This window comes from Bauldia sp. (assembly GCF_965232525.1).
Lineage (GTDB): Bacteria > Pseudomonadota > Alphaproteobacteria > Rhizobiales > Kaistiaceae > Bauldia.
Window position 1 is genome coordinate 1144404 of the sequence record NZ_OZ246980.1, and the last position, 15301, is coordinate 1159704.

14 protein-coding genes are annotated in these 15301 nt (G+C 60.1%); 8 read left to right on the forward strand and 6 right to left on the reverse strand.

Going from position 1 to position 15301, the window contains the following annotated elements; genetic code table 11:
• Positions 1–33: 33 nt before the first annotated feature.
• From ACO076_RS05485 to ACO076_RS05495, 3 genes are all read left to right on the forward strand, one after another.
• A complete protein-coding gene (locus tag ACO076_RS05485) occupies positions 34–1212 on the forward strand; it encodes an acetyl-CoA C-acetyltransferase (protein ID WP_421725717.1) in 1179 nt (392 codons plus the stop codon).
• Between the two features lie 53 nt (positions 1213–1265).
• Complete coding sequence (phbB, locus tag ACO076_RS05490; RefSeq protein WP_421725718.1) at positions 1266–1991, forward strand: acetoacetyl-CoA reductase; 726 nt, start codon at positions 1266–1268, stop codon at positions 1989–1991.
• 222 nt (positions 1992–2213) lie between these two features.
• The gene (locus ACO076_RS05495) at positions 2214–3098 is read left to right on the forward strand and encodes a hypothetical protein (protein WP_421725719.1); all 885 of its coding nucleotides are present in this window, start codon (positions 2214–2216) and stop codon (positions 3096–3098) included.
• Here the strand turns inward: ACO076_RS05495 and ACO076_RS05500 are convergent.
• Both ACO076_RS05500 and ACO076_RS05505 read right to left on the reverse strand, forming a co-directional pair.
• Entirely contained in the window at positions 3085–3816 is a 732-nt protein-coding gene (locus tag ACO076_RS05500; RefSeq protein ID WP_421725720.1) for a hypothetical protein, read from the reverse strand. The two genes, ACO076_RS05495 and ACO076_RS05500, sit on opposite strands and share 14 nt — an antisense overlap.
• A gap of 110 nt (positions 3817–3926) precedes the next feature.
• A complete protein-coding gene (locus ACO076_RS05505; protein WP_421725721.1) occupies positions 3927–4922 on the reverse strand; it encodes an NAD-dependent epimerase/dehydratase family protein in 996 nt (331 codons plus the stop codon).
• Positions 4923–5094: 172 nt separating this feature from the next.
• On the opposite strand from ACO076_RS05505, the gene ACO076_RS05510 reads away from it, so the two are divergent.
• A complete protein-coding gene (locus ACO076_RS05510) occupies positions 5095–8004 on the forward strand; it encodes a tetratricopeptide repeat protein (protein WP_421725722.1) in 2910 nt (969 codons plus the stop codon).
• A 17-nt stretch (positions 8005–8021) separates the two neighbouring features.
• On the opposite strand, the gene ACO076_RS05515 is transcribed toward ACO076_RS05510, so the two are convergent.
• Entirely contained in the window at positions 8022–9749 is a 1728-nt protein-coding gene (locus tag ACO076_RS05515) for an NYN domain-containing protein (RefSeq protein WP_421725723.1), read from the reverse strand.
• A gap of 130 nt (positions 9750–9879) precedes the next feature.
• Here ACO076_RS05515 and ACO076_RS05520 point away from each other — a divergent pair, with 130 nt between their 5' ends.
• On the forward strand, positions 9880–10752 hold the full coding sequence (locus tag ACO076_RS05520; RefSeq protein WP_421725724.1) for a DMT family transporter: 873 nt from the start codon (positions 9880–9882) through the stop codon (positions 10750–10752).
• Between the two features lie 13 nt (positions 10753–10765).
• Here the strand turns inward: ACO076_RS05520 and gloB are convergent, their stop codons facing one another.
• Positions 10766–11533 (reverse strand): hydroxyacylglutathione hydrolase, encoded by a 768-nt coding sequence (gene gloB, locus ACO076_RS05525; protein ID WP_421725725.1) that lies wholly within the window; start codon positions 11531–11533, stop codon positions 10766–10768.
• 118 nt (positions 11534–11651) lie between these two features.
• Here gloB and ACO076_RS05530 point away from each other — a divergent pair, with 118 nt between their 5' ends.
• Entirely contained in the window at positions 11652–12383 is a 732-nt protein-coding gene (locus tag ACO076_RS05530) for a class I SAM-dependent methyltransferase (RefSeq protein WP_421725726.1), read from the forward strand.
• Between the two features lie 6 nt (positions 12384–12389).
• Here ACO076_RS05530 and hpt read toward each other — a convergent pair whose 3' ends face one another.
• Together hpt and ACO076_RS05540 are read right to left on the reverse strand one after the other, a co-directional pair.
• Positions 12390–12938 carry a hypoxanthine phosphoribosyltransferase gene (gene hpt / locus ACO076_RS05535; protein WP_421725727.1) on the reverse strand — a complete coding sequence of 183 codons (549 nt, stop codon included), beginning with the start codon at positions 12936–12938 and terminating at the stop codon, positions 12390–12392.
• Positions 12938–13207, reverse strand: a complete 270-nt coding sequence (locus ACO076_RS05540; protein WP_421725728.1) for a hypothetical protein — start codon at positions 13205–13207, stop codon at positions 12938–12940. The genes hpt and ACO076_RS05540 overlap by 1 nt, the downstream gene beginning before the upstream one ends.
• A 459-nt stretch (positions 13208–13666) precedes the next feature.
• On the opposite strand from ACO076_RS05540, the gene ftsE reads away from it, so the two are divergent.
• Entirely contained in the window at positions 13667–14326 is a 660-nt protein-coding gene (gene ftsE / locus ACO076_RS05545; RefSeq protein WP_421725729.1) for a cell division ATP-binding protein FtsE, read from the forward strand.
• A 28-nt stretch (positions 14327–14354) separates the two neighbouring features.
• The gene (locus tag ACO076_RS05550) at positions 14355–15284 is read left to right on the forward strand and encodes a cell division protein FtsX (protein WP_421725730.1); all 930 of its coding nucleotides are present in this window, start codon (positions 14355–14357) and stop codon (positions 15282–15284) included.
• Positions 15285–15301: the final 17 nt, after the last annotated feature.

Below are 15301 nucleotides of genomic sequence, written 5' to 3' on the forward strand. Positions count from 1 at the left end.
GGCGGCCGGAACCGAGTGAGGAGAAACCAGGACATGGCGACAAGCGATATCGTTATTGCCGGCGCGGCGCGTACGGCCGTCGGCGCTTTCAACGGCGCCTTTGCCAACACGCCGGCGCATGAGCTCGGCGCGGCGGCGATCAAGGCTGCCCTGGAGCGCTCCAAAACCGAGCCCGATGCCGTCGACGAGGTGATCCTGGGGCAGATCCTGACCGCCGGGCAGGGGCAGAACCCGGCCCGCCAGGCCTCGATCGCCGCCGGTTTGCCACAGGAGACGACGGCCTGGGGGCTGAACCAGCTCTGTGGCTCGGGCCTGCGTTCGGTGGCTGTAGGGTTGCAGCAGATCGTCTCCGGCGACGCGGACATCATCGTCGCTGGCGGCCAGGAATCGATGTCGATGGCACCCCATTGCGCCCACCTGCGCGGCGGGGTCAAGATGGGCGACTTCTCCATGGTCGATACCATGATCAAGGACGGGTTGTGGGACGCCTTCAACGGCTATCACATGGGTACGACCGCCGAGAATGTCGCCCGTGAGTTCCAAATCACCCGCGAGGAGCAGGACCAGTTTGCCGTCGCCTCGCAGAACAAGGCGGAGGCGGCGCAGGACACCAACCGGTTCGCCGATGAGATCGTGCCGTTCGTGGTCAAGACTCGCAAGGCGGAGATCGTTGTCGATAAGGACGAGCATCCCCGCGCCGGCACGACGATTGACTCAGTAGCCAAGCTCAGGCCCGCGTTCCAGAAGGACGGTACGGTGACCGCTGCCAACGCGTCGGGGATCAACGATGGTGCCGCCGCTGTCGTCGTGATGAGCGCCGACAATGCCGCAAAGCGCGGGATCGAGCCATTGGCGCGGATCGTGTCATGGGCAACTGCCGGCGTCGATCCAGCTTACATGGGTACCGGTCCAATTCCCGCCTCGCGCAAGGCGCTGGAGAAGGCGGGCTGGAAGATCGATGACCTCGACCTGATCGAGGCCAACGAGGCGTTCGCCGCACAGGCCTGCGCGGTCAACAAGGACCTCGGCTGGAACACCGATATTGTCAACGTCAACGGCGGCGCCATCGCCCTCGGTCATCCGATTGGTGCTTCGGGCGGTCGCGTGCTGGTGACGCTGCTCCACGAGATGGTCAAGCGTGACGCCAAGAAGGGCCTCGCCACCTTGTGCATCGGCGGCGGCATGGGCGTCGCCATGTGCGTAGAGCGTTAGCGGCCAGCTCATCAGAGATCGATCCACACAACGAAAACGACGGGAGGAACGGCATGGCAGTTGCCATCGTCACAGGAGGAACGCGGGGCATCGGCGCCGCGATATCGAAGGCGCTGATGGACGACGGCGCGGTGGTAGTCGCTACCTATCACGGTAACGATGAGGCGGCGGAGGCCTTTAAGGCCGAAACCGGGGTGACCGTGCGCAAGTGGGACGTCGCCGATCCGGAATCATCTGCCGCCGGAGTCGCCGAGGTCGAGTCGACCGTCGGTCCGGTCGACATCCTGGTCAACAATGCCGGTATCACTCGCGATGGCATGTTCCACAAGATGACGTTCGAGAACTGGTCGGCGGTTTTGCGTACCAATCTCGACTCGATGTTCGCAATGACCCGCCCGGTGATCGGCGGCATGCGCGACCGCGGTAAGGGTCGTATCGTCAACATCTCCTCGGTCAACGGCCAGAAGGGCCAGATGGGCCAGGCGAATTATTCAGCCGCCAAGGCCGGCGTTATCGGTTTCACTAAGGCGCTGGCCCAGGAGAACGCGCGCAAGGGGATCACCGTCAACTGCATCTGTCCCGGCTACATCGAGACCGATATGGTCGCGGCAATGCCAGAAAAGGTACTCGACAGCATTGTTGGCCAGATTCCGCTCGGCCGTCTTGGCCAGGCCGACGAGATCGGCGCGCTGGTCAAGTATCTGGTTTCGGACGCGGCCGCGTTCATGACCGGCGCGGTGTTGACCATCAACGGCGGCCAATACTACGCCAACGGGTGAGTGCGGGTTAGCGCGTCGTTTGATGAAGGAGTGTCTTCGGCCGCAATTCGGCTGATTACGCTCTCCCATGCTTCAGTGCACAAGGCCGTTCCCTTGCAAAGAGCCGTAGTCTACTTCGCCAATCATATCATCGGGCTGGGTCACTTCCTGGCATGCTGCTCCGTATACGCCGAATACGCGCGGGTGACGGGCAGAGTTTTCTATATTTGCATCGATCCGAGCGTGATTCGCATGGACCCAGCGGCAGACGTCGATCCGCTGTTCACAGATTTTCTCGATAAACCAGAAATCGACCGACGTAACATCCTGGTTTCGAGAAAATCTCTCGATGAATACCTGAAAGAATTGCGAGTATCTCGTCTGACCTTTCTTGTTGTTAGGCGGGACGAGCAGAAGTCGCTGGGTGCCTCAAGGCTCGTTGCCCGAAAGGCCCTCGATCCTGAGAAAATGATTTACATGTCGAGCCTCGTTCACGCCCAATATATACGGGAAGGCCGCGACTTGGATTCTCATGCGATCCTCATATTTGGAGTGATCCCGTTCCGATTCTCTAAGTATCTTTTCGCCGGCGAGCCCAGATACGGCGTGCCGCTGGCACCGTTCGCTCGCGAAGCCCTTCCGTTCGTCGTCAAACCGCAACTGGAGCGTCATATCGGCGTTCATGTCAGGCACGGGAACAGCGAGTATTTGTCTGGTCGGCCGGAAGGTGGGGGAGAGCGTTTTGAGAACATGGTGACGACGATCGTAGAAAAAACAAAGGCACTACGGGACAACACCGGTTGCGATGTCCTCGTATTTAGCGACAATTGCCACGTTGCGGCCTCTCTTGCGTCGGAACTCAATGCTGAGGCGCCAAGCGTGACGTCGCTAAGCGATAAGCCATTTCAACAGCAACTCTCCAAGCAGTCAGATGAAAAGCGCTATAGCGCAATCGCGCCCATTATCAGCGATTTTTTCCACCTATCGCATTGTCAATATATAGTATCAGGCTCAAGCTTATTCACATCTTCGTCTTATTTATTTTCGGCTCATCGACGTATGCTCCGTATAAATGAGAAAGAACTCGTGCCGCCATCCGAAACTGTCACGAATTTTATTCAGCTCTAGTAGATTGCATTTCCTCTTGAGTGAGTTTTTGGATCAGCCGAATATCGTCACCAAATTCATTGTCGAATTTTTCTTGGTAGGGCTCGGGCATTTCTGTCTTGTAGCGACCAACGATCCCTTTATTAAACTCCGGAATTGATTCCTTTTTTTCCACAATGGATCGTGCTGCTTGATTGGCGTCAACATCGTCGAAGCCCATTTGTCGAATGATCCTTTGGGCAACGATCGCAGGCTGGCTCGCAACGAGTTCGTATGGGATCCGTGTAACGCCGGGTACAGCAAGCCAGAGTTTGAGTATTTTAAGATTTCGTCGTATGGGAGAGAAGACATCGTCGAAGGTGTGAAAGTTGCTAAACGATCGGCCCCGACCCTCGCGACGGTCAATGACGCCAGCATCCAACATCGATAGGGCGACGTCGCGCGGATCTCGAAAAGAGACGCACGCTAACACCTGTCGGGAGGCAAGAAGTTCATCGATTGGTGCCGTCGGTGGACCATGGGTTTTGACGCGATAAGTGATTTGCCGAGGAATCGAATTGTCAAGGCGATCTATTACGCGGTGTACTTGGCCGATGAATGCAGTTCGGAGATCCTGAGGGAGGTATTTTTTGCCAATTTCCGCAACTGTAACACCGTATTTGAGGTGTATTATTCGCGCGGTTAATCGCGAAATCGCGGTGCTGGCCGATTTGGGTTGACCATAGCATATGTAAATCATGGCACTTGGCGCAAACGCGGGTTGAGCTGTTCAGTCGATACGTTGGACAGATAGGAGGGTGGACGTCAGGTGAGTCCCAACGGCGGCAGGATCGCGACCAAGGTTTGTCGCTACATCACATGAGTTCCCTCGTTTTTATGAACCTGCCGTTCGATCCATTCATAAGTCGCTTCTAGGCCCCTGACCAATGGCTGCGACGGGGCCCAACCGAGTTCCTGTGCTGTCAGCCGATTGTCGGAGTTGCGGCCACGGACACCTTCCGGCCCTGGAACATGGTTCTTGTGCAGCGTTTTCCCGGCGATGTCGCAGACCATGTCGACCAGCCGGTTGATCGTCACCTGCTCGTCCGAGCCGATGTTGACCGGCCCTTCGAAACTCGAACGAGTCAGGCGCAGCGTCCCCTCGACGCATTCATCGATATAAAGAAACGATCGGGTCTGGTTCCCGTCGCCCCAGATTTCGATTTCACCGTTGTCGCGGGCCATGGCCACCTTTCGGCATATGGCGGCCGGCGCTTTCTCTTTGCCGCCCTGCCATGTCCCCTGGGGGCCGAATATGTTGTGGTAGCGGGCCACCCGATTGCGCATGGCGTGGTTGCGATTGTAGGCGATGTAGAGGCGCTCCGAGAACAGCTTCTCCCAGCCGTACTCACTGTCCGGCGCCGCCGGATAAGCCGAATCCTCGGCGCAGTTCGGATTGTCGGGGTCCTCCTGATTATAGGCAGGGTACATGCAGGCGGACGACGAGTAGAAAACGCGCTTGATATTGCGTTTGTAACACCGATCGAGGACGTTGAGATTGATGGTCGCCGAGTTGTGCATGATGTCGGCGTCATGCTCTCCGGTGAAGATGTAGCCGGCACCGCCCATATCGGCCGCGAGCTGATAGACCTCGCCGAAGCTGCGATCGACTGCTCGATCGCAAACCTGCTGATCGCGGAGGTCGCCGATGATGAAATCGTCGGCGTCGGTTTCGGCGAAGTCCGGAAATTTGAGATCCACACCCCGAACCCAACACCCTTCAGACTTCAGCCGGCGCACAAGGTGCGAACCGATGAATCCCCCGGCGCCGCAGACGAGCGCGTTTTTCCTGTTTCCTTCAACCAAAACCCGTAGCTCCCGGATCGTCCGAAACCCGTATGCACAAACTACGCGGCGGCTGGCAATATGTGCGACAATAATTTACAAACCCGCTGATAGGCCCATCCTTCGAAGCGCTGATGGCGATGCCGGCGGCGCGCTCAGCGTGTCGTCGGAATCAGTGCACCGGAGTCCGCTCTTGACGACAGTCTATATCCATATCGGTCTCGCGAAGACGGGTTCGACAAGCATACAAAAGACACTATTTAAGAATCGAAAAATTCTTAAAGAAAACGGAATTATATATTTCTATAAAAGGGGCCGTCCATTCGCCACAAACGATCTCCCCGCCGCGTTCCAAAAGAAATTCTATCGTGAACCGGCGATGGTCCGGCGTGGCTTGCACAACGACAAGAATGCAAGGCGCAAGCACGCCCGAAAACTGAAATCAAGAATTAAGACTACGATCAAAAAGAATCAAGGGAAGAAGATAATATTATCCAGCGAGGTGTTATCCTCGCTGTCGCACAATTCAACGAGGAAGTTGGCGACATTCCTGAGGAACATAAAGCTCAATCATGAGCTAGACGTCAGGATAATATGTTATGTACGTGAGCCAATCAGTTGGATAAGCTCGGCATTCCAACAGGATATTAAAGCGCGCGGCAAGAGAATTGACGAAGTTATGGAGTCTCTCACGATTCCATATAGGTTTTACATTGGAAAATACATTAATACATTCGGGAGAGAAAAGGTCGATATCCGAGAGTTTGAGCCAAACAGCTTTGAAAACGGATCATTGATCGCGGATTTTCTTTACGCAATTGGTGAAGAGCAACTATCAATCGAGGGTATGGAGGAAGTTCGTGACAACACGTCGGTGACATTTCAGGCAGCTCGGATTCTTAGTGCGTTCAATGAGCGTTTTCCTTTGTATGATGATGCTGGCGAATTCAGTAAAATACGCTCAATCGCGATGCAGAGGGCGTTCGATAGGCTTGACGGCGATGCGTTCGTTTTACCGCAACCGATTCAAAGGAGGATACTCAAGCAAAATAAATCGCAGATTAAGTGGATTCGCTCTGTCGCTGGCAATACATTATTCGCTGATAAAAAACTAAAAAAGCAATCGAGAGTTTACGGCCTTTTCACGGACAACGTATTATCATCGATTGGAGAAATTGTTAATCAACTTCTTATTGAAAATGCACGACTTAAGGCGAAAAACAGACTGCAGGACGGTCGTAATTTGCGCGATGAGGGTAAAATAAAAATTGCGCGGCAACGCTTCAAGGAAGCTTTACGACATGACCCAAATTTTGAGCCGGCAAAACTCGAGCTCAAAAAGGCGAGGAAGATCAATACCTCTGTGACCGGGGCAGAGCCACCCGATCAGCAGCCGCCGTCGTTCCAGCAAGACGATCATCAGTTATCCGGCCCGATGCTGCAGGAGCACAGACGGCTGGCGCGAGGCTACGAGCGCGATGAGGAGTGGGCATCGGCGGCCAAGGAGCGGGCAAAGGCGTTTGCGATTTCGAAAGATGAAGCCGATCAGGCCAAATTGGTCGATGCTCTCTTCAAGCTCGACGCGTTTCCGGAAGCCATTCTCGTGCTCAAGGACTGGATTCGCCGTGGACCGGTCCCGCCCCGGCTCGTGAGACGTGGACTGAAGGCGGTGGTCGAAGCGGGCGACTTGTCGGTTCTACCGGTGTTTGCTGAGTCGTATGCCCGAACATTGGTGAACAACGAGATCGAGAATGCGCCGACCGGCGAGAGTCTTGTCTGGCAGGGCCTTGTCGGTCACGGTGAACTGGAGGCCGCGCTGATAAGCGCTGGCGCGCCGGTGCCCGCGGCATCCCTGGATATGACCACTGACATTGCGGTGGTCGATCCCGGATTTCTGCCGGATACCGGCCACGGTCATCACTTCAACAACAACGCTATATACCTTGATGTGGTTTCACGGCTTGGAATCCCAGCGGTCTTCTATGGCGGCCATGGGGCGGGGTCTCCGCCCAAGGAGATCGGCTTCGATTTCCGTCCGGTCTTCACGACGCGCATGTACTCAGCACGCAGGCTGATCGAGAACAAGGACTGGCTTCACAACGTTAACGCGTATCTCCATGAGGAGCTCCGTCGTCAGATTCCGCCGCGCGCGCGGCTGTTTGCGTTCCATACGGTCCGACACACAACTGTGCTTGGTGTGAGCCGCTGGCTGGCGGAGACTCAGTCGCCAGGGACAGGAATCGTGCTTGGAATCATCGATTCCGATCTTGGTGTGCTGCCGGATCGCGCTGATATGATCGCCGCCGTCTACAACGAGGCGTTCGCCTTGCTGAAGCGGTTCCGGCGGGACGACGTGCTCATCTACTGCGAGACCGACATCCATCTGGAGATGCTGCGCGCATTCAGCGACGACGCGTTCGACATCCGGCTATTTCCCTACGTTGCCTCCTCGCTGGCCCTAAAATACGCCAAGCCTCGAACAAGCGATCCCGTCGAAACCCCGCGGATACAGCTTGGCTATCTTGGCGGCACCCGGCTTGAGCGCGGCGCGGATCTGATCCCTGCATTGATGCGCGCGACTCGCGCGCAGCACGACGATTCCATTGGCTGGGTCGTTCAGCTAAACACCAAGTTCCTGAAGCGACATCCGGGCATCGACGTGGCCGGCGATCTTTCCGCCATCGAAGCCGATCCACATGTCGCCTTGGTGAAAGGGCGCGTCTCCGAAGGGGACTACTTCGGCTTGCTCGACCGGATGGACATTGTCGTTCTGCCCTACCGGCACCGGTATGAGTCGACCGGCTCAGGCGTCTTCGTCGAGGCGCTCACCCTGGGCAAGGTTCAGGTGTTACCGGAGCGGGGCTGGATGGCCGAGTATGCGCGGCGGCTCGGGTGCGATCCGGTTACCTTTTCTGAGGCCAAACTTGACAGCGTATTGGCTGCGGTGAACCAAGCGATCGAACGCTATCCCGAGCTACGGGCGAACGCGCTGCAGGCTGCCGAGCGCTGGAATGCAGAAGAAGGAAGCACGGCTCAACTCGAAGCGTGGCTTCGAGAGCATCTAGCGGTTGATCAGGCGCCGGCCGCGGGAACCGCCGCTTGATCTTGGCTACGGCCCGCTCAGCCCTGCTGACGCGCCCGACTGTATGAGGCGATGATCCGCTGAATCTCGTCGCCAATGTCGTCGCTGTCCGGGTCATCCTCCCGCGGCTCGACGTCCGCCTCCGCGACAGGGGTCTCCGCTTCCTCCGGTTGATCCGCTTCAGCCACCAATTCGTCGGTGAAATCCGCGTCCCCGCCGTCCGCGTCCTGAGCATCGATGTCCGCGTCCTCAAACTCTTCCGGCCGCGCGGCTTGAGTACCGCGCGGTTCGCGCGCATCATCGTCCTCAACCAGGACATCAACAGCCTCCGCGATGGCCGCGAGGATCGATGTTTCTAGCGCGTCCTTGTCACCGGATTCCGCCTCCGCCGATTTTGGGGCATCTGGCGCATCCTGTTTCGCGGACTTCCCGGCCTTGCGTTTCGCTTTCGTTGTCGCTCGTTTCTTGGCACCGGTGGCTGGCTTGTCATCTTCGGCTCGGCCGGCCTTGGCAGCCGATTTGGTCCGTGCCGCGATGCGCGAGGCCGTCGTCGCTTTGATTTCCGCCAGCCGTTCCAGCACCGGCTTGCTTGCCGCCCGCGGCTTCTCTTGGCGCGTCGGTTTCTCTGGTGTGTCCTCGATCGCTTCGGCCGGCTTCTCCGCTTCCGCTTCTGGCTTCTCTGGTTCGGCTTCAGCCTTGGGTTTGGCCGCGGTGCGGGCCGTCCGGCGACGCGTAGGCGTCTTGCGGGCAGGCCGCTCGCTCAACGGCTTGGCGGGGGTTGCAGCCGGTTTCGCCGCGGCGCGCGGCGCCTGCCCGACAATCCAAAACGGCAGCAGCGCCGTTTCCTCGTCGTCGAGGGATAGATCGCTGTTCCCGGCGAGATAGAGCACCTGCTCGCGGAAGACCTCCGCCAGCTTTTCCGGCGTGTCGGTCGTCGAGAAAACGTGGCCCTTGAGCGCGAGCCCCTTGACCACGAACAATACCTGCCGGCGGGTGACGTTGCGCCCGGCGTCGTTCAGACGCTTGGTCAGGTTCTCCGCCGTATTCTGGAAATGGTAGCCTTCCTCGGCGATCTCCTGGGCCAGCAGTCGGAATAAGTCGGCAAAGGTCCGCGGCGAAAGCATTGGGACGTTGGTGGCGCCATGGATCTTGCGCGCCAGAGCTTCGATGGCGTTGCGATCGCCCTTCGCCTTGGGCGCGGCCGGCGCCTCGGGTTCTGGCTCGGCTTGCTCGGGTTCCTCGCCGGAGAGCACAGCCAGGAACCGGTCCGACTCGATCATCCCGTCAGCGATGGCCTTGTAGTTGGCACCAGTGACCTCGTTAGCAAAGATCACCGTCGTCCGATCGTGAGCGCGCAACCGGAGAAGAACCGGTGTCAGGTCCGCATCGGCCGAAAGCAGCATGAACTCGTCATAGCCGGTGGGGTGTTCGAGGGCGTCCATAGTGTCGAGCACCATGTGGATGTCGGCGGCGTTGCGTTCGCGACCGTCGAGCGGCGGACAGTCGATCACTTCGAAACCTGCCGCGATCAGCGCAGCGCGGTGGTCGCCAAGCGTCTTCGGATCCGCGTAGCATCGGCGCACCAGACTTCGCCGCCGCACACTCTCTTCGAGCGCCGGCGACACCAGCGATCCGTCTTCGATTGCCGCCACCCAGTTCGCCGCGGTTAGCGCGAGACTGTCGGCGATGTCGCTGTCTGCGTCTTTGAGGCTGCGTTGGAAACTGTCGTAGTCTACGAAGAGCGCGCTTTTAATCGTATCCGCCATCGTCTCCCTCGAGCGGTCCGAATCGCTCGGTTACCAGAACTGCCCCATCAGCCATACACATGATTAGCGTTTTCCTACCAGCCTGTCTCTTTTGTTTTCGAGGCACTCCGATTCGAGGTCGTCGACTCATATGACCGACGATCGTCGCGCGGCAACTCTGATCGGCTTCACAGCGGTCCTGATGTGGTCGTTACTCGCCACCTTGACTGCGGCATCCGGGCCGGTACCTCCGTTTCAGCTGACCGCCCTGGCTTTCGCAATCAGCGGCGGCCTTGGTGTGGCCTGGATTGCAGCCAATGGTCGTTTATCCGATTTGCGGCAGCCGGTGCGGGCGTGGCTGCTCGGTGTTGGCGGCCTGTTCGGCTTCCATTTCTTCTATTTCACCGCGTTGCGCCAGGCGCCGCCGGCCGAGGCGAGCCTGATCGCGTATCTGTGGCCATTGTTGATCGTGGTCTTTTCCGCCCTTTTGCCCGGTGAACGGCTTCGTTGGTTCCACGTTGTCGGGGCGCTCCTCGGTCTTGCCGGCACTGTCGTTGTGGTGTCCGGCGGCCAGGCGATGTTGATCGATCCTAATGCGTTTCCCGGTTATGCTGCGGCGTTCGCAGCCGCGTTGACCTGGTCAGCTTATTCCATTTTGTCGCGCCGCTTCGCTGGCGTGCCGACCGGTGCCGTCGCCGGGTTCTGCCTCGCTACGTCGGTCCTTAGCGCGATCGCTCATCTGGTCCTCGAAGACACCGTTTGGCCGGTGGCCCCCGGCGAGTGGCTGGCGGTCGTCGGTCTCGGGCTGATGCCGGTCGGCGCGGCGTTCTACGTCTGGGACTACGGCGTCAAGCACGGCGACATCCAGGTGCTAGGGGCCAGCGCTTACGCCGCGCCGCTCCTCTCGACGATCATTCTCGTGGTGGCCGGTTTCGCCGTGGCGACTTGGTCGCTATCGGTGGCCGCCGTCCTGATCACCGCCGGGGCCGCCTTAGCGTCGAAATCCGTGTTCCGGCGCCGCTAACCGCTCCCGACCGTCAGAAGTTATCTTTGCGCGAGCGGATCTCGGCAAAAACCTCCGCCGGAGTCGCATGCTCCAGGCGGAGCCGCTGACGGATACCCGGCTCGTCGACCCGCAGGAACGGATTGGTCGCCTTTTCGCGTCCGATCGTCGTCGGCAGGGTCGGCTTGCCGGCGGCGCGCAAGGCGTCGATTTCCTTCGCGCGAGCGACGAGCTCCGGATTGTCCGGCTCGATGGTAAGCGCGAACTGAGCGTTTGCCTGGGTATATTCATGGCCGCAATAGACCATCGTGTCGTCGGGCAGAGCCATCAGCTTCTCCAGCGATCCCCACATCATCTCCGGCGTTCCCTCGAAAACGCGGCCGCAGCCGAGGGCAAAAAGCGTATCGGCGACGAAGGCGACCTTGGCGGTGGGCAGGTAGTAACCGATGTGGTCGAGGGTGTGCCCCGGGGTGGCGATTACCCGGACGTCGTAGCTGCCGAACGTGAAGCTGTCGCCTTCGTTAACCGTCTTGTCGATCCCAGGAATCTGGTCGACGCTACGAGCCGGACCGATGATCGTGCACTCATAGGCGGTTTTGAGGGTCAGATTAGCTTCGACATGGTCGGCGTGATGATGGGTGACGAGAATGGTGTCGAGCCCCCAGCCGCGCTCCGCGAGATGATCGACGATTGGCTGGAACTCGGGCGCATCGATAGACGCTGTGGCCCTCGCTTCGGGGTCGTGGATCAGCACCCCGAAATTGTCGTCACGACAAGGAAATTGTTCGATCTCGAGGGGCATGACGCATGTCTCCGCTTCGCTAGGCTGGTTCGCCTCATGCCTAGCATCGTCGGTGCCGAGCGACCACCTTCAACCGAAAGGAAGGGCATTCGCCCTCGGCCTGGATTAGGATACTGGCATGTCTTTCGACGTCGTCGACCTCCGGGCGTTCTATGCTGACCGACTGGGCGGGATTGCCCGTGGCCTGATTGGCGCACGGCTCAAACGGGTTTGGCCGTCGATGACCGGCGAGCAGTTTGTCGGCATCGGCTACCCGACGCCTTATCTTCCTGGCCTCACCGACGGTGCGGAGCGGCGGGTGGCCTTTATGCCGGCCATTCAAGGTGCGGTGAACTGGCCAACAGATGGGGCGAATGCAGTTGCGCTGGTCACCGACGAGTTGCTGCCCTTGCCAGATGCCTCGGTCGGCCGTGTCCTTGTTATCCATGGCCTCGAAACTTCCGGCCACCCCAAGGACTTGTTGCATGAAGTGCGCCGCATCCTGATCCCAGGCGGGCGGCTGATCCTGGTCGTGCCTAACCGCCGCGGCATCTGGGCATGGGCGGAAAAGACACCATTCGGTCACGGCCGACCCTATACCCGAGGTCAGCTGACACGTCTGTTGCGCGATGCGATGTTGGCACCGCTGGAGTGGACCGAAGCCCTGTGCGCTCCACCGATTGCTGGTCGGCCGTGGATCGGCACCGGCGCGCGGTGGGAGCGGATCGGCGTCAATCTGTGGCCGGCGCTCGCCGGCGTCATCATCGTCGAGGCGACCAAGCAGTTCTATCAGGGTGTGTCGATCGCCGCGCCCGCGCGCGTTCCAGCGGCGGAGCCCGCGTTGCGGCCGGCATTCGATCGTCCGTGGTAGACGAACCTAGTCGGTCTCGTCCTTGACGATGCCGACGAATGGCAGTTCGCGAAAGGCGTGGGCAACGTCCATGCCGTAGCCAACCATGAACTGGTCGGGACAGGTGAAGCCGACGTGATCGGCCTTAAGCGGCTGGGCAAGCTTGCCGGGTTTTTCGAGCAACACCGCGACCCCGACCCGGTGGGCCGCGCGTGACAGCATCAGATTGCGGGCGAACGCGAGGGTGCGGCCGGACTCGAGAATGTCGTCGATCAGCAGGACATCACGTCCGTTGACATCGGTATCGACATCGCGAAGCACTTGGACGGTACCGCTCGATTCGGTCCCGCTACGATAGCTGGACAGCGACAGGAACTCGACCTCCGGCGCCAGGCCCGCGTCGTGCAGGGCGCGAATGAGGTCGGCGGCGAAGATGAAACTTCCCTTCAGAATCGACACGACGAGAAGATCGACATAGCCCGCAGTCGCGATTTCCTGGGCGATCTCGGCATTCCGCCGGGCGATTGTTGCAGCGTCGTACAGCACCTCAACGTCGCGGCCACGAATACGGTGCATCAAAGTCCTCCCGCAGCGAAAACGGATTGGTCGAAGCGGGCGGTCGGCTGCTGGAGGCCAGGATAAAGGCTACCGATGGTAGATCGGACGACAACCACTGGTTTGCTTTGCACGGTGAGCGCGAGCTTCGCTTCCGGCGCTCGTTTGACGACGACGGCTTTCGTTTCGGCCAGCGCCGGTCCGGTCCGCTCCATCGCGATGAGGGCCGTGCCGCCGGCGATGACGATGGCGATAGCCATCGCGCTGGCGGCATAGGCATAGCGACTCACCCCGCCGGCGAAAAACCGCCACGATGCTTTGATCTTGCCAAGACGCGTAGTCGGTATAGGAGTCGCGTCGATGATAAGGGGTGCCCTCCGGACCGGCCGAGATGGTCCGGAACGCGGGGCTTGGGCGCGCCGCGGTCGCGATCGGCGTCCGGACAGCCACCGGGTTCCGCAGGCCGGGCAAAGCTCGTATCGGCCCGCATCGCTGGTCTCGCTGGCCCAGATCAGGTTCGGCGTCCTACACTTGGGGCAGCGGTTCCGCATATCGTGACCCTCATCTTCGTCATGGGAGAAGCATAGGCCGGAGAAAGTTAACGTCTTGGAAACCATGTTCGGAGGAATCCGAAAGCATGTCTTGGCGTGTGTCGATGAGCGGGATGGCGGCGCCGAACCAATGGAGCCCAGCAGACTAATGGTAACGGCGATCGGCGCGGGACAGCGTCAAGGGTGTGAGACGGCAGCGTGATCCGGTTCGATAATGTCGGCCTGCGATATGGCGTGGGGCCTGAGGTGCTTCGTGACCTCACCTTCCACATCGCGCCGCGTTCGTTCCAGTTTCTGACCGGGCCGTCGGGCGCCGGCAAGACGACACTGATGCGTCTGATCTTTCTGTCGCTGAAGCCGACTCGCGGCCTAATTACCTTATTCGGCCACGATTCGTCGTCGCTGTCGAAGATCGCGCTACCAACGGTCCGGCGGCGGATCGGGGTTGTGTTCCAGGATTTTCGGCTGCTCGATCACCTTACCACCTTCGAAAACGTCGCGTTGCCGCTCCGGGTGCTCGGCAAGGAGGAATCGAGTTATCGTGCCGACGTGGTCGAGCTGTTGCGCTGGGTCGGCCTCGGCGACCGGATGCACGCGTTCCCAGCCGTCATGTCGGGCGGTGAGAAACAGCGGGCGGCCATCGCCCGAGCGCTGATCGGCAAGCCGGAGATCCTGCTCGCCGACGAGCCGACCGGCAATGTCGATCCGCCGCTCGCCCGCCGACTGATGCGGCTCTTCGTCGAACTCAACCGCCTCGGCACGTCCGTGGTAATCGCAACCCATGACATCAACCTGATGAACCAGTTCAATGCACGGCGTCTCGTCATCGAGCACGGGCGACTCACCGTCTACGACTGAGTCCGACCTGTCGCATAAGCTGCAGCAGGTGGCGTACCGCCGCCAGACCCGGCTTGCCATGCGCAAGCCGAGCCAACTTGTGCCGGAGAACACGGTGTCCGGCAACGCGCTGACCATCGTCGTCGCCATCATGTGCTTCCTTGCCTGCCTGACCCTCGGTGCGGTGACGCTTGTGCGCGATGCGGCGCGGGACTGGCAGACCGATATCCTGCGCGAGATCACCATCCAGATCCGGCCGGTGGAGGGCGTCGATACCGCGGCCGAGGCGGCCAAGGCGGCGACGGTCGCCCGTCTGTTTCGCGGCGTAGCCAGCGCGGAAGTCATCTCTCAGGAGGAAAGCGCGCGGCTGCTGGAACCGTGGCTCGGCACGGGCCTCGACCTCGGCGACCTGCCGGTCCCTCGTTTGGTGGTCGTGCGGTTATCCGATCCGACGATCGTCGACCTCGAGGCGTTGGAGCGACGATTGGCCGCCCAGGTGCGCGGTGCGACCCTTGACGATCATCGCGGCTGGACGAGTCGCCTGCAAACCATGGCGCGGGTCACCGTCCTCGTCGGTGTATCGATTCTCGCGCTGGTGTTTGTCGCGACGGTGCTCAGCGTCGTCTTCGCCACCCGTGGCGCGATGGCCGGTAATCGCGACGTTGTCTCTGTGCTCCATTTCGTCGGCGCGGAGGACGGCTTCATCGCTCGGGAGTTCCAGCGACATTTCCTCTTGCTTGGTTTGAAGGGCGGGCTCGCCGGTGCGGCCGCGGCGGCGACCGTCTTCGCGCTGCTCGGTCTCGTCCTCGCCCCGTCGATGGGTTCGGCTGAGGCCGATCAGGTTTCGGCGCTGTTCGGCAGCTTCGCGGTCGGACCAGTCGCTTATTTCGGCGCGCTGGCAATCGCCTTCGTCATTGCCCTGATGACCGCCGTCACCTCGCGCCTGACGGTATACCGCTATCTCGCCGAGACGGACTGACCAATGCAACCCGCCTC

Excerpts from the sequence above, each read along its gene's own strand:
- hpt (WP_421725727.1), bottom strand. The coding sequence starts at position 12,938 with ATGCACCGTATTCGTGGCCGCGACGTTGAGGTGCTGTACGACGCTGCA.
- ACO076_RS05530 (WP_421725726.1), top strand. The coding sequence starts at position 11,652 with ATGTCTTTCGACGTCGTCGACCTCCGGGCGTTCTATGCTGACCGACTG.
- phbB (WP_421725718.1), top strand. The coding sequence starts at position 1,266 with ATGGCAGTTGCCATCGTCACAGGAGGAACGCGGGGCATCGGCGCCGCG.
- ACO076_RS05500 (WP_421725720.1), bottom strand. The coding sequence starts at position 3,816 with ATGATTTACATATGCTATGGTCAACCCAAATCGGCCAGCACCGCGATT.
- ACO076_RS05515 (WP_421725723.1), bottom strand. The coding sequence starts at position 9,749 with ATGGCGGATACGATTAAAAGCGCGCTCTTCGTAGACTACGACAGTTTC.
- ACO076_RS05520 (WP_421725724.1), top strand. The coding sequence starts at position 9,880 with ATGACCGACGATCGTCGCGCGGCAACTCTGATCGGCTTCACAGCGGTC.
- ACO076_RS05485 (WP_421725717.1), top strand. The coding sequence starts at position 34 with ATGGCGACAAGCGATATCGTTATTGCCGGCGCGGCGCGTACGGCCGTC.
- gloB (WP_421725725.1), bottom strand. The coding sequence starts at position 11,533 with ATGCCCCTCGAGATCGAACAATTTCCTTGTCGTGACGACAATTTCGGG.